Origin of the sequence: Anaerococcus senegalensis JC48 (assembly GCF_000321005.1) — a bacterium.
Lineage (GTDB): Bacteria > Bacillota > Clostridia > Tissierellales > Peptoniphilaceae > Anaerococcus > Anaerococcus senegalensis.
The window spans coordinates 267,490-282,361 of the sequence record NZ_HE578907.1 but is presented as its reverse complement, the minus strand read 5'-3'; the positions used below and the strand labels follow the sequence as shown (position 1 = coordinate 282,361).

Annotated in this window: 10 protein-coding genes; 2 read left to right on the top strand and 8 right to left on the bottom strand. The window is 30.1% G+C overall.

Features of this window, described 5'->3' with window-relative positions; translation table 11 throughout:
- Nucleotides 1-13: 13 nt before the first annotated feature.
- The 4 genes from nifJ to ASHG_RS01430 form a co-directional block, all read right to left on the bottom strand.
- Nucleotides 14-3,544 (bottom strand): pyruvate:ferredoxin (flavodoxin) oxidoreductase, encoded by a 3,531-nt coding sequence (gene nifJ / locus ASHG_RS01445; protein ID WP_040397022.1) that lies wholly within the window; start codon nt 3,542-3,544, stop codon nt 14-16.
- A gap of 104 nt (nt 3,545-3,648) precedes the next feature.
- Nucleotides 3,649-4,581 carry an HPr(Ser) kinase/phosphatase gene (gene hprK, locus ASHG_RS01440; RefSeq protein ID WP_040397021.1) on the bottom strand — a complete coding sequence of 311 codons (933 nt, stop codon included), beginning with the start codon at nt 4,579-4,581 and terminating at the stop codon, nt 3,649-3,651.
- A 10-nt stretch (nt 4,582-4,591) separates the two neighbouring features.
- Nucleotides 4,592-6,439 carry an excinuclease ABC subunit UvrC gene (gene uvrC, locus ASHG_RS01435; RefSeq protein WP_040397020.1) on the bottom strand — a complete coding sequence of 616 codons (1,848 nt, stop codon included), beginning with the start codon at nt 6,437-6,439 and terminating at the stop codon, nt 4,592-4,594.
- Nucleotides 6,439-8,208 (bottom strand): aminopeptidase P family protein, encoded by a 1,770-nt coding sequence (locus ASHG_RS01430; RefSeq protein ID WP_040397018.1) that lies wholly within the window; start codon nt 8,206-8,208, stop codon nt 6,439-6,441. Before ASHG_RS01430 ends, uvrC begins: the two co-directional genes overlap by 1 nt.
- A 140-nt stretch (nt 8,209-8,348) precedes the next feature.
- On the opposite strand from ASHG_RS01430, the gene ychF reads away from it, so the two are divergent.
- Complete coding sequence (gene ychF / locus ASHG_RS01425; RefSeq protein ID WP_040397016.1) at nt 8,349-9,446, top strand: redox-regulated ATPase YchF; 1,098 nt, start codon at nt 8,349-8,351, stop codon at nt 9,444-9,446.
- A 7-nt stretch (nt 9,447-9,453) separates the two neighbouring features.
- Nucleotides 9,454-10,059, top strand: a complete 606-nt coding sequence (locus tag ASHG_RS01420) for a thymidine kinase (RefSeq protein WP_040397015.1) — start codon at nt 9,454-9,456, stop codon at nt 10,057-10,059.
- A gap of 100 nt (nt 10,060-10,159) precedes the next feature.
- Here the strand turns inward: ASHG_RS01420 and ASHG_RS01415 are convergent, their stop codons facing one another.
- The 4 genes from ASHG_RS01415 to ASHG_RS01400 form a co-directional block, all read right to left on the bottom strand.
- Nucleotides 10,160-11,341, bottom strand: a complete 1,182-nt coding sequence (locus ASHG_RS01415; protein ID WP_040397013.1) for an acetyl-CoA C-acetyltransferase — start codon at nt 11,339-11,341, stop codon at nt 10,160-10,162.
- Nucleotides 11,342-11,599: 258 nt separating this feature from the next.
- On the bottom strand, nt 11,600-12,910 hold the full coding sequence (brnQ, locus tag ASHG_RS01410) for a branched-chain amino acid transport system II carrier protein (protein ID WP_040397011.1): 1,311 nt from the start codon (nt 12,908-12,910) through the stop codon (nt 11,600-11,602).
- Nucleotides 12,911-13,171: 261 nt separating this feature from the next.
- The gene (gene map / locus ASHG_RS01405; protein WP_040397010.1) at nt 13,172-13,972 is read right to left on the bottom strand and encodes a type I methionyl aminopeptidase; all 801 of its coding nucleotides are present in this window, start codon (nt 13,970-13,972) and stop codon (nt 13,172-13,174) included.
- A gap of 15 nt (nt 13,973-13,987) precedes the next feature.
- Nucleotides 13,988-14,785, bottom strand: a complete 798-nt coding sequence (locus ASHG_RS01400; RefSeq protein ID WP_040397009.1) for a nitroreductase family protein — start codon at nt 14,783-14,785, stop codon at nt 13,988-13,990.
- Nucleotides 14,786-14,872 lie beyond the last annotated feature (87 nt).

Sequence of the window (14,872 nt, the reverse complement as noted above, 5' to 3'; positions counted from 1 at the left end):
TATTTAATTTATCTTATTTTCCAGCTAATCTCTTATATGTTTCGTATCTATCTTTTGCAGCTTTTTCTGCTTCTTGATAAAGTTGGTCAGCTGTTTCTGGGAATGATCTCTTAAGTGAAGAGTATCTAACTTCTCCTTGGATAAATTCTTGGAATGATTCCTTAGGTTCTCTAGAATCTAATTGGAATGGATTCTTTCCATCTTCAGCAAGTCTTGGATCAAATCTCCATAAGTGCCAGTAACCAGCATCAACTGCTTGTTTTTCTCTAAATTGAGATTTACCCATACCAATTCTTATACCGTGGTTGATACATGGTGCATAGCAGATGATTAGAGATGGTCCATCATAGCTTTCAGCTTCTTTCATAGCTTTGATTGTTTGATTTTGGTTTGCACCCATAGCAACTTGTGCTACATAAACATAGCCGTATGAAGTCATCATTAGACCAAGGTCTTTCTTTCTAACCTTTTTACCAGATGCAGCGAATTGTGCTACTGCTGATAATGGTGTCGCTTTAGATGATTGTCCACCTGTATTAGAGTAAACTTCTGTATCGAAAATTAAGATATTAATGTTTTCTCCACTTGCAAGTACATGGTCTACTCCACCAAATCCAATATCATAGCTCCATCCGTCACCACCAAAGATCCAAACAGATTTTTTGATCATATAATCTTTTAGTGCATAAATTTTGTGAAGTAAGTCTTTTGCTTTTTCATCACTAACTGATTTTGCTTTATCCTCAAGGTTAAGGATTTTTGCTGTTGCTTCTTTAGATGCTTTGACATCTTCTTTTCCATCTAACCAAGCTTTGAATGCTTCACTTAATTCAGAGTCACTTCCTAATTCATTGAATTCATTCATATATGTTTCAAGAAGTAATTTATTTGAATCAGCAGCAAGTTTCATACCATAACCATATTCTGCAGCATCTTCAAACAATGAGTTACCCCAAGCTGGACCTTGTCCACAAGAATTTGTTGTATATGGTGTAGCTGGTGATGATGCTCCCCAGATTGATGAACATCCTGTTGCATTTGCTATATACATTCTATCACCAAATAATTGAGTAACAAGTTTAGCGTATGGTGTTTCACCACAACCTGCACAAGCACCTGAGAACTCAAGTAATGGTTGTTTAAATTGAGATCCTTTTAGAGTTGTTGGATCCATAACATCTTCTTTGTATCCAACTTCTTCATGAGCATATTCCCAATTATCTTTTTCTTTTTCAACTTCTTCTTCAAAAGGTTTCATTAGAAGAGCTTTCTTTGGAGCTGGACATACGTCAGCACAGTTTCCACAACCTGTACAATCAAGTGGAGAAACTTGGATTCTAAAGTCATATCCATCCATACCCTTACCAATTGCTTTTTTAGTTTCAAATCCTTCTGGTGCATTAGCTTTTTCATCTTCAGTTACTAAGAATGGTCTAATTACAGCATGTGGACAAACATAAGAACATTGGTTACATTGGATACAATTATCTATTTGCCATTCTGGTACATTAAGAGCAATTCCTCTCTTTTCGTATTTTGTTGTACCTGGTTCAAAGTCTCCGTTTGTACTATCTTTGAAAGCTGAAACTGGAAGTTCGTCTTCTTTTTGTTCAATCATTGGTTTAACAATGTTTTTAATGAAATCTGGAAGTTCTTTTTCTTCTTTAACTTCATCTTTTGCATCTTTCCAAGATTCTGGAACATTTACTTTAACTACAGCGTCAATTCCTTGATCTACAGCCTTGTAGTTCATGTTTACAATATCGTCACCCTTATGACCATAAGATTTAACAATAGAATCTTTTAAGTATTTAACAGCTTCATCTATAGGAATTACATTTGCAAGATTGAAAAATGCTGATTGCATGATCATATTTGTTCTTGAACCAAGTCCAATATTTGCAGCTATATGAGATGCATCGATAATATTAAATTCAATATTATGTTCTGCAATATATCTTTTCATGTGTGCTGGTAAATGTTTATCAAGTTCATCTTCAGACCATGGGCAGTTTAATAAGAATCTTCCGCCATCTTTTAATCCTTCTAATAGGTCATATTGATTAACATATGCTGGTTTTGAACATGATATAAAGTCAGCTTCATCTAATAAATATGTTGATTTAATTGGGTTTTTACCAAATCTTAAGTGTGAAACTGTAAGTCCACCAGATTTTTTAGAATCGTAATCAAAATATCCTTGTGCATACATGTCAGTATTATCACCAATTATTTTGATTGCTTGTTTATTAGCTCCAACTGTTCCGTCTGATCCGAATCCCCAGAATTTACATCTACTTGTTCCTTCTTGTCTGATTCTTAAGTCAGTTCTTTCAAGTGATTTATTTGTAACATCATCATTGATTGATAATGTGAAATCATCTTTCATTTCACCAGCTAAATTATTGAATGCTGCTTCAATATCTGCAGGAATTGTATCTTTTGATGATAATCCATATCTACCACCTATGATTTGTGGTTTGTCTTCTACATCATAGTAAGCTGATTTAACATCTAATAATAATGGTTCTCCAATTGAACCTTTTTCTTTTGTTCTATCAAGTACAGCGATTTTCTTAACTGTTTTTGGTATAGCTTTTAATAAATGTTCTTTTGAGAATGGTCTATAAAGGTGAACTTCTACCATACCAACTTTTTTACCATCTTCTACTAATTTATCAATTGCTTCTTCAGCTGCTTGACAAACAGAACCCATAGCTATAATGATTTCTTCAGCATCATCAGCACCATAATAATTGAATAATCCGTAATTTGTACCAATTAATTCGTTAATTTTGTTCATGTAGTTTTCTGTTATTCCAATAATATCTGTATAAGCTGGGTTAGAAGCTTCCATTCTTTGGAAGAAGATATTCTTTTCAGAAGTACCTATTGTTTTTGGTCTTTCTGGATTTAATGATTCATTTTTGAATCTATCTACAGCTTCCATATCTACTAATGGAGCTAAATCATCATAATCCCAAACTTGAATTTTTTGAATTTCATGGCTTGTTCTGAAACCATCAAAGAAATTACAGAAAGGTATTCTTCCTTCAATTGCTGCTAAGTGAGCTACTGGTGATAAGTCCATTACTTCTTGAACTGATCCTGAGCAAAGCATAGCAAAACCTGTTTGTCTTGCTGACATTACATCAGAATGGTCACCATAAATTGAAAGTGCGTGAGTTGCTAAAGTTCTTGCTGCAACATGAAAAACACCTGGTAATCTTTCTCCAGCAATTTTGTACATATTTGGGATCATTAATAATAATCCTTGACTTGCTGTGTATGTAGTAGTAAGTGCTCCCGCTGCAAGTGCTCCGTGAACTGCTCCTGCTGCACCAGCTTCAGATTGCATTTCTTTTACTTCAACTGGTCTACCGAAAATATTTTTTCTACCGTTTGCTGCCCAAACATCTACTGCTTCTGGCATTGGTGATGAAGGTGTTATTGGATAGATTGTTGCAACATCTGTAAACGCATATGATACGTGAGCTGCTGCTGTATTACCATCCATAGTCTTCATAGCTCTTTTAATTGTCATTTAAGACCTCCTAAAAATTATATGAATCAATTATCGTTAACACTATATAAAATTATAATCATATTATCGCAATTAGTCAAGTAAATATCAAATGTTTTCACAAATTAATTATCATTGCCACTTTCCTTAAATAAATTTTCCGTCATAACTTTTGCCGCATTGTAGCCCATTGATTTTTCTCTTTGGTTCATTGCAGCTACTTCTATAATCATAGCTAAATTTCTTCCTGCTCTTACTGGGATTAGTATTTTTGGAATTTCTACGTTTAATATTTCTGTATAATGATCATCAAGTCCAAGCCTATCATATTCATAGTCTTCTCTCCAATGTTCAAGTTCAATTACTAGATCGACTTCTGTTGAGACTTTTACAGATCCTGTTCCGTAAAGCCTTCTAACATCTACTATTCCAAGACCTCTAATTTCTGTATAATGTCTTATATTTTCTGGAGCCTGTCCAACTACTTTATTATCATATGATGCAAGTTCAACAACATCATCAGCTACAAGTCTATGGCCTCTATTTACAAGATCAAGTGCAGTTTCACTTTTTCCAACAGAACTTTGTCCTTTAATTAAAACTCCAACACCAAATACTTCTAGTAATTCACCGTGAACTTGAGTTCTATCTGCAAAAATGTATTCTAATTCTTGAGAAATAATAGATGTTAATTTGGTTGTAGGTAATTTTGATCGAAGAATTGTTATATCATAATAATCTGCAAGATCTAAGATATCTTTTGGCAAACCTGCATTATATGAAAAAAGTATTGCTGGCATTTTATATGACAAAATACCTCTAAATCTCTCATATTGCATTCTATTGTCTAAACTTGTCAAGTAAGTATATTCAACACTTCCTATAATTTGTAATCTTTTATAAGGAAATTCTTCTAAATATCCCGTCAATTGAAGACCTGGTCTATTTATATCAGGACTGTGCAAAATCACATCTTCATAATCTGTTGATTTATGAACTATTTCTAAACCAAGTTCCTCGACTACACTTTTTAATTTCACGCTTGTTTTTTTTCCCATTTTTTCCTCTTTAATTATTTAATTTGAAATATTTTATTATCTCTAAAGCTTGGTTTTTTCCTATTAATTCAACTTCCATAAGCTCTTCCACGCTTGCTTTTTTGATGTTTTTTATGGTTTTAAAATGCTTAAGAAGATTTTCTTTTTTTCTTTTTCCTATTCCATCTATATTATCTAATTCTGATTTTTTCATTGTTTGACCCATTAGTTTCCTGTGATAATTTATAGCAAATCTATGAGCTTCTTCTTGAATTTCATAGATCAGTTTATAAACTGGATCTCGTTTTTTTATTGGAATTTCTTCATTTTCGTAGATAATTGCTCTAGTTGTATGCTTATCGTCTTTTACAAGTCCTGCAACTTCTATAGGAAAGTTTAGGTCATCTAGTACTTTTTTTGCTGATTTTACCTGACCCTTACCTCCATCCATTAAGATTAGGTCTGGTAATTTTCCAAATCCTGTATAGGTATTATTATTTTTTATTTCCTTTTTTGCTCTTTTGAATCTTCTTGTTAATACTTCTTCTAAAGAATGATAATCATCAGGTCCTTCTATTGTTTTGATTTTAAATTTTCTATATTCTTTTCTTTCAGCAATTCCATTTTGAAATACTACCATGGATCCAACTGATTGTACTCCCGATGTATTAGATATATCATAAGCTTCTATTCTTCCAATTGATTTTAAATTTAAGATTTCTTTTAAACCATTTAGGCCACTGTGTTTTTTTCTTTCTTTTTCTTCAATTCTTTTTTCATATTTTCTCATCATATCGCTAGCATTTCTATAAGCCATATTCACAAGTTCTTTTTTCTTTCCTAATTTGGGACAATTTATAGAAACTTTGCTGCCTTTTTTATTTTCTATGAATGAGTTTAATGTTTTAAGTTCAGATGGTAATTTATGAACTAATATTTCCTTTGGAATATACATAAGATTAAGATAAAACTGTTTCATAAATGATGCCATTATATTTGAATCTTTTTCTCTGTAATCGTCTTTTATTATAAAATGTTGTCTGTCAACTATTTTTCCATCTCTCATAAAAAATACCTGCATTGTTACATAAAATAGACCTTTTGACATAGCAATTATATCTATATCTTCTCCATTTGTTGTTGTAACTTTTTGTTTTTGAGAAATTGTTGATAAAGCCATATGATAATCTCTATATTTTGCTGCATTTTCAAAATCTAGCATTTGACTTGCTTTATTCATTTTTTCGATAACTAAATTTGGTATTTCATTTGATTTATTTTCTAAGAAATGTTTGATTTTTTCAATATTCTCCATGTATTTTTTCTCATTTTCTTTTCCTATACATGGACCATTGCATCTATTAATGTAATAATTTAGGCATGGCCTGTCTAATTGCTGCCCCTTATCAAAGTTTAAATTACAAGTTCTAAATGGATATAAACTGTGAAATAATTCTATCGCGTCGTTTACTGCATAAGCATCTGGATATGGGCCAAAATAATATCCATCGTCTTTTTTTACATTCCTTATCTTTTGAATTCTCGGAAATTTTTCTTTTGTAATTTTTATATAGGGATATTGCTTGTCATCTCTTAGAACAATATTGTATTTAGGCCTATTCTTTTTTATTAGATTTGATTCTAATACTAGTGCCTCTACCTCATTTTCTACAATTATATATTCAAAATAATTTATATGACTAACCATAGCCAGCACTTTTCTACCCTTGTTTTGGTTATTATCAAAGTACTGACTTACACGTTTTTTAAGATTAATAGCCTTTCCGACGTATATTATTTCGTCACTGCTATTTCTCATTATATAAACGCCTGGTAAATCTGGTAATTCTTTTAGTTTGTCTTTTATTTGATTATTCATCAAATCTCTTTACATCTTTCTATTAAATATTCTAAATCTGTTCCTTCTAAATATGGTGATAAAATTTCTTGACATTTTTTATTATATTCATTTATCCATTCTATTTCCCATTTGTCTAGCATTTCAATATTTATTGGTCTAGTATCTAATGGCACATAAGTTAGACATTCAAATTTCATAAATTTACCAAATTCATTTTCCAAATCTTTTTTTACATAAACTTCGTTTTCTAATCTTACCCCATGTTTATTAGCTATATATAAACCCGGCTCTATTGATGTCGTCATATTTTCTAAAAGTTCAATATCGTTAAATTGGGAAATATTATTTGGTCCTTCATGGACTGTTAAACAAAAACCTACCCCATGACCTGTTCCATGGAAAAAGTCTTTACCAGCTTTCCACAACGGATATTTAGCTATAGCATCAAGTCTTTGACCTTTTGTTTTTTCTTTAAATCTTGCACTCATCAAGGCAATATGAGATTTTAAAACCAAGGTGTAATCTTCTTTCTCTTCGTCAGTTAATTCTCCAAGAGCTATTGTTCTTGTAATATCAGTAGTTCCTTCCTTATAATGTGCACCAGAATCTACTAATAAAAAAGATTTTTCTTCTAAAGTTTTTGATGAAAGTGATGTTGGTTCATAGTGAACTATAGCCCCATTTTCTTTATAACCTGCAATTGTTTCAAAGGAGTCTTCTATATATGATTCATTTTCTTTTCTTAAATCTTGCAATTTTTTGCTAGCTATAAGCTCTGTCAAAGATCCTGTACTTGTTCCAACTTCAACCCAATTAAAAAATTTAACTAAACTAACTCCATCTATAATATATGCTTTTTTCTCATTTTCTAATTCAATATCATTTTTTATAGCTTTCATTTGTGTAGATATATTAATTCCATTAGTAATCCTAACATTTGAATTAATAGCATCAAAAATTCCTACATTAGTTCTTTCAGGATCAATATAAATCCTATTTTTACCTTTTATATTTTTTAATAAGGTATAGATATAATCATATGAATGGACTTTAACTTTATTTTCTTTTAAATAATTCTTAACATCCTCATCCAGTTTATCTTGGTCAATACACAAATGAATTTCTTCCATTGAAATTAATAAATAAGATAAGACTACAGGAGTATATCCTATATCATTTCCTCTAATATTTAATATATAGCAAATATCTTCTGGAGATCCAATAAAATTATAGTCACAATCTTTCTTCTTTAGCTCATTTCTAAGCCTATTTATCTTTGATTCTAGACTTTCACCTACATATTTTTGATCATAAACCCATACTTTTTCTTTAGGAAGGCTTGGTCTATCTTCCCAAATTTGTGAAATATAATCTATATCATACACTAATGCACGAGATGCCATATTTTCACTTAAAGATTTATATTCCTTTACAGAATAACAATTTCCATCAAAACCAATTTTTCCAAATTCACCAACTTCTTCTAATAAAAATTCTTCCATAGTTGGATCTTCATCAAAACCTTCTTTATACATTTCAAACTCTGAAAACCTTAATTCATTTTCAGCTTGTAAAAAATATCTAGAATCTGTCCAAAGTCTTGCCTTATCTTTTGTAACTACACAAACTCCAGCTGAGCCTGTAAAACCAGAAATAAATTCACGAGTTTTATAATAATCGCTAATACACTCAGATTGATGAGGATCAGCAGTATTAATAATGTAAGCATCTATTTTTCTACTAGCCATTAACTCCCTAAGCTTTTCTAGTTTTTTATCAATATTCATATTTTCTCCTTTATTTTTCTAATCTTATAAAATATTATACCATTGTTGGAAAATTTAAAAATTGATTTTTTTAAGCTATTTCTATATAATAATTAATGCTATATTAAAGAATAAAAATAATTTAAAGAAAGAGTGATTAAATGAAATTAGGAATAGTTGGCCTACCAAATGTAGGTAAATCAACTTTATTTAATGCAATTACAAAAGCTGGTGCAGAAATCGCAAATTATCCTTTCTGCACAATCGATCCAAACGTAGGACTTGTAAATGTACCAGATTCTAGAGTTGATTATCTTGCAAAAATGCATAATTCAAAAAAAATAGTTCCTGCTGCTATTGAATTTTACGATATAGCAGGACTTGTAAAAGGAGCAAGCAAGGGTGAAGGTTTAGGAAATAAATTTTTATCAAACATTAGAGAAACAGATGCAATAGTTGAAGTTTTACGTTGTTTTAATGATCCAAATGTAACCCATGTTGATGGAAAAATTGACCCTCTAAGAGATATTGAAACAATAAATTTCGAACTTATTTTATCTGATTTAGAACTTGTAGAAAAAGTTTTAGCAAAAAGGGAAAAAGTAGCAAAATCAGATAAATCTGCAAGAAGCGAAGTTGAGTTATTAAAAAGAATAAAAGAAGTTTTGGAAGAAGGAAAATCTGCAAGAGTATTAAATTTACACGATGAAGAAAAAGCTCTTCTTAAAACTTACCAACTTCTTTCTGCAAAACCAATAATTTATGTTTGCAATGTTGATGAAAGTGATGTAGCAAACAATGGGGATGATAATGAATTTGTTCAAAAAGTTAGAGAATTTGCAAAGGAAGAAAATGCTCAAGTTTCTGTGGTAAGTGCAAAGATTGAACAAGAAATATCTGAACTTGAAAGTGATGAAGAAAAGAAAGAATTTTTGGAAATGATTGGTCTAGAAGAGTCAGGCTGTGATCAAGTAATTAGAGATTCATATAAGACCTTAAATTTAATTTCATTCTTAACTACAGGTGAAGATGAAACTAGAGCTTGGACAATTACAAATGGTACAAAAGCTGTAGATGCTGCTGGAAAGATCCATACAGATATTCAAAGAGGATTTATAAAAGCTGAGATAGTAAGTTTTGAAACACTTAAAGAATATGGTAATATGACAAAAGTAAAAGAACATGGTCAACTTCGTATGGAAGGAAAAGATTATGTTATGAAAGATGGTGATATTACTAATTTCAAATTTAATGTTTAGGTGAAATATGAAAAAACAAGCTAAACTTATTGTTCACACAGGTTCTATGTTTTCTGGAAAAACAACTTCTCTTTGGCGTGAATTATATAGGATGAAAATCGCAGGTTACAAGACTGTTGCATTCAAACCATCTGTTGACTCAAGACATAAGGATGAAAAAATAGTTAGCCATGACAACCTAGAGCTTGACGCTATAAAAATAAATTCAATTAAGGACATTTTTGAATACTCAAAAAACAACCAAATTGATGCAATAGGAATAGATGAGATACAATTTTTCCCTGACGATCCATCAGAAATTGTAGATTATTTTGTTAAGCTTATGAAATCTCACATAACCATTGTAGTTTCAGGACTTGACATGGATTATAAGGCAAGACCATTTGAAATAGTAAAAGAACTTATGCCAATTGCTGATGAGTTAATAAAACACCACGCAATTTGCGCCTCTTGCGGCGAGGATGCCTGGGTATCATTTAGAAAATCTTATAATGAAGATAGGATAGAAATAGGAGCTCAAGATTCGTACGAACCACTTTGTAGGTCATGTTACAATAGAAAAATGAAGGAAAGAGAAAAAACAAAAAATCAAATATCAATAGATCAAATTTAACTACTCATTTTGAGTAGTTTTATTTTTTTAAGTTTTATAATTACAAACAAAAAAGGCTGCTATTGATTTATAGCAACCTTATTTTTTATATATAAAATTATTATCTTTCAACTACTAGAGCTGTTCCCATTCCTCCACCTATACAAAGTGTTGCAAGACCTTTTTTAGAATCTCTTTTTTGCATTTCGAATAAAAGTGTAGTAAGAATTCTTGCTCCAGATCCTCCGATTGGGTGACCTATAGCTATTGCTCCACCGTTTACATTTGTTTTTTCTGGGTCAAATCCCATTTCATTTCTTACAGCATATGATTGAGCGGCGAAAGCTTCATTTGATTCAACTAAGTCAAGATCTTCAACTTTCAATCCAGCTTTTTCAAGAGCTTTTTTACTTGATGGGATTGGGCCTGTTCCCATAACTTTTGGATCAACTCCTGCAGAAGCGTAGCTTACAATTGTAGCAAGTGGTTTAACGCCTAATTCTTTTGCTTTTTCTTCACTCATAACTACAAGACAAGCTGCTCCATCATTAATTCCAGATGCGTTAGCTGCTGTAACTGTACCATCTTTTATAAATGCTGGTCTTAATTTTGAAATTCCTTCTTGTGTTACACCATCTCTAATGTATTCATCATCTTCAACAACTGTAACATTTCCTTTTCTATCTTTAATTTCTACTGGAGCGATTTCATCTTTAAATCTTCCTTCAGCACGAGCCTTGCTTGCTCTTTGTTGGCTTACAGCTGCAAGATCATCTTGCATTTCTCTTGTTATCCCATATTTTTCAGCTACATTTTCAGCTGTAACACCCATGTGATAATCATTGTAAACATCCCAAAGACCATCAGTAATCATTTCATCAACAAATTTTTTGTTGCCCATTCTAGCTCCCCATCTAGCTTCATTTGATATGAATGGAGCGTTTGACATACTTTCTGAACCACCTGCAAGAACAACGTCAACATCTCCTGCTAAAATCATTTGAGCAGCAAGTGAAACAGTTCTAAGTCCTGATCCACAAACTTTATTTATTGTCATTGCTGGAGTAGTTATAGGAATTCCTGCTCCTAATGAAATTTGTCTAGCTACATTTTGTCCAAGTCCTGCTTGTAAAACACAACCTAAAACAGTTTCTTCAACATCTTCAGGTTTGATTCCTGCTCTTTCAATAGCTGCTTTAGCTGCAACTACTCCTAAATCTACTGCACTTTGTGATTTTAAAGCACCACCAAAACTACCAACTGGAGTTCTAGCTGCACTTGCAATTACTACTTTTCTTGTCATAATTTCCCCTTTCAATTTATATCTGATAATTTGTTATCTTAACTTACAATAAGATTATAACATGTAGTTAAAAAATTATCAAACATTTTTCCAGATTTTTTTTGAAATCCTTTTACTAAAATATATATATCTTCAATAAGAATATACAGGATAAAATTATAAATGCAAAAATTTAATAAAAAAGCTGTTGCATATTAATGAACTTACTTTTCTAAGTCTAGTAAATATATATTCATTATTTAACAACAGCGCCTTTAATTATTTATTTTTTACTATCTTAATATAAAATATTGTAATTATTATTGTTACTATAAAAGGAAAAATCCAAGGAAAATCTACTATATTTAAAGATATTATACTAATAATATTTTTTAATAACATTTCAATTGTTGACAAAATTGAAAAATCTATTTTAAACATATCAATTAATATATCTATCAAGCTAATTAAAGCATCAATCAAAGAAACTATAGTTACAACAATAAAAGAATTTCTAATTACAAGTTTATCTATAGAATTTTTACCTATTAGATTAAAGAAAACTAATAAAATTGCTAATGGATAAACAAATTGTAGGAAAGGTCCTGTAAGTCTAACTATAGATTCTACTCCTAAAACTGACAACAATAAGGAAACTATAGCAATTATCCAAGCAACCGGTTTATATTTCAATTTATTTTTAGAAAATTCTACAAAAATATTTGAAATAGATGAAATTAGTCCTATGGAAGTTGTAAAACATGCCATAATAATTGCAATTAACAAGACAAATTTCCCCTTATTTCCTAAAATACTTGCAGAAATAAAATTTAACAAGCTAACTCTTGAATCAGTGTCAATACTTTTTGATGCACTTGATCCTAAAAAAGTTAGAGAGATATAAACAAAGGCAAGGCCTATTACAGCTATTAGTGAAGCTTCTATTGTCTTTTTTAGCAAATCATTTTTATATCCTTTTTTTATAATACTTTCTACAATTATTGGTGTAAATGCTAAGGCTGCCAATGTATCCATCGTGTTATAACCTTCGAGCATTGAATTTGAAAATATAGTTTTTAAAGCCATATCTACATTTTTTGTATCTCCTATAGGATTTAGCATACCAACAATTATCATAATTAATAATGATATTAACAATAGTGGAGTTAAAAATTTCCCGATTAAATCTACCACTGAATTTTTAGATAAAGATAAAAATAATGATAAAGCAAAAAATATTAAAGTAAATACTAAAATATTAATATTAAATCCAGCTGATTCTACCATTTCAAAGCTTGTTGCAGCTGTTCTTGGTATAGCCCCAAGTGGTCCTATACATAAAGCTATAATTAAAATAATAGTTTTAGAAAGTTTATCACCAGCTAAAGATGTGAAGGTGAAAATATTTCCTTTTCTTTTGGCCATACTTATTACAGCTATTAATGTTAAACCAACCCCAACTATTGTAAAAGCTATTGAAGCTAATAACCAATTATCTCCATATATGTATCCTAACATTGGTGGAAAGATTAAATTTCCTGCACCAAAAAACATTGCAAATAATGCAAATCCAATTACTATAATATCCATAATTCCTCCTACTTAAACTATATTTTATATTCTACCATTTTTTTGGTTACTTATTAAGTCTTTTTTTAATTTTTTTCAATTTTTTTTATATTTTTTATTATCAGATATGATATTTTTGCTAATTATATAAAATATTTTGAATATTTAAGGATTATTTTTTAGTATATTTATCGAATATTACAGTATATTTTTATAAAATTATGATAAAACAGCCATTTATTCTTTATAATTCTAAATATATAAAAATAGGAGATTTCTCTCCTATTTATACTCTTCTATAAAATTTTTATCTTCTTCTGTTAAAGAAAATTTATCCTGATCAGTTATTATTTCTGCCCCATCTTTTCTTATTACTAATTGATGTTCAAATTGTGAACAAACAGATCCATCTTTTGTTCTTGCAGTCCAACCATTAGAATCCATTTTTGATTTCCAATCCCCAAGTGCAATCATTGGCTCAATTGTAAATACCATATTTTCTTCTATTCTTGGACCAAATCCTTTTTTTCCATAGTGTGGAACTTGAGGATCTTCGTGCATTTCTTTGCCAATTCCATGACCAATAAAATCTCTAATAACAGAAAAACCATTTTCGCCTTCAACAAATTCTTGAATCGCATGACCTATATCGCCAATTCTATTTCCTGGTTTTGCAGCTTCTATTCCTTTGTAAAGAGCTTTCAAATTAACATCAACTAATTTTTCATTCTCTTCATTTAGTTTTCCAATTTTATATGTCCAACAAGAATCTGCAAGTCCTCCCTTATAATCTATAACATTGTCAATAGAAACAACATCTCCTTCTTTTAGGACATAATCTGAAGGAAAACCATGGCATATTTCATCATTTACAGAAATACAAAGTGTGTAAGGAAATCCTTGATAACCTAATTGAGCAGGCCTTGCATTTTTATATTTTATAAATTTATTTGCAAATTCATCAAGGAATTTTGTTGTTATTCCTGGTCTAATTATTTCTCTTATTGCAAGATGAGTTTGGCAAAGTATTTCTGAAGCTCCATACATCTTTTCTATATCTTTTTGTGTGTAAAGTCTTATCATTAAAATTCCTTCAACTTATAATTCTTTTTGAGCAATAAATTGGAATTTTGAACCATCTAATTTTGGTTCAACTTCCCATAATGAATTAATAGATAATTCTTTTGTTAGTTGATCGAAATAATACATAACTATTCCAGCATCAACCAAATTCGCTTCATCTTTGTAATCTTCTAAATATAAATTTACTAAATTATCTTTTAATACAAATCTCCAAGGTTGTGAGTTATAAGATGATGGTGCAAATCTTAAATATGAGAACAAATCGTCAAGTCCTCTTTGAGAAAGTTCATCAACACTTGCTTTATGGTCAAGACTATCTATAAATACAAATTCATTTATTCCTTTTCTATCATCAAATCTATGTTCTCTAGATTCTTCGTTTACTGCTTCACCAATTGCAAGAATTGACATGATTTTTCCTTGAGAATTAGGAAAAGCTGAATTTAAAATATCATCACTAACTCCACTTACAGTTACATAACAAGATCCAAGACCTAATTCATTTAATTTTGTAATTAATTCTTCAAGACCATATGATCCTTTAACTAAAGCTGTCTCATTATTATTTGTAATATCAAGTCCAACATATAAAGGAGCTTTTATCATAACCCCCTTATAACCAGCATTACCTTTCAATTTGAAATATACTTCTTCACCTTTTTTATTTACTTGATAATGTAAATCTGTTTCACCAAATTTATTTTCAAGTTCACTTATTATTTGGTAAATATTTTTGATTTTTTCATCGTCTACATTATGATCTTTAAAATCTCTAGTAGAAGTTCTTGTTTTTAAAAAATTTGTAGTTAACATAATTCCTCCCGTTTTTAATATTATACCTTAACTAGAAAGTTAATAAATATATTTTATTAATAATCTATGTAGTTAACTAGGCTCATA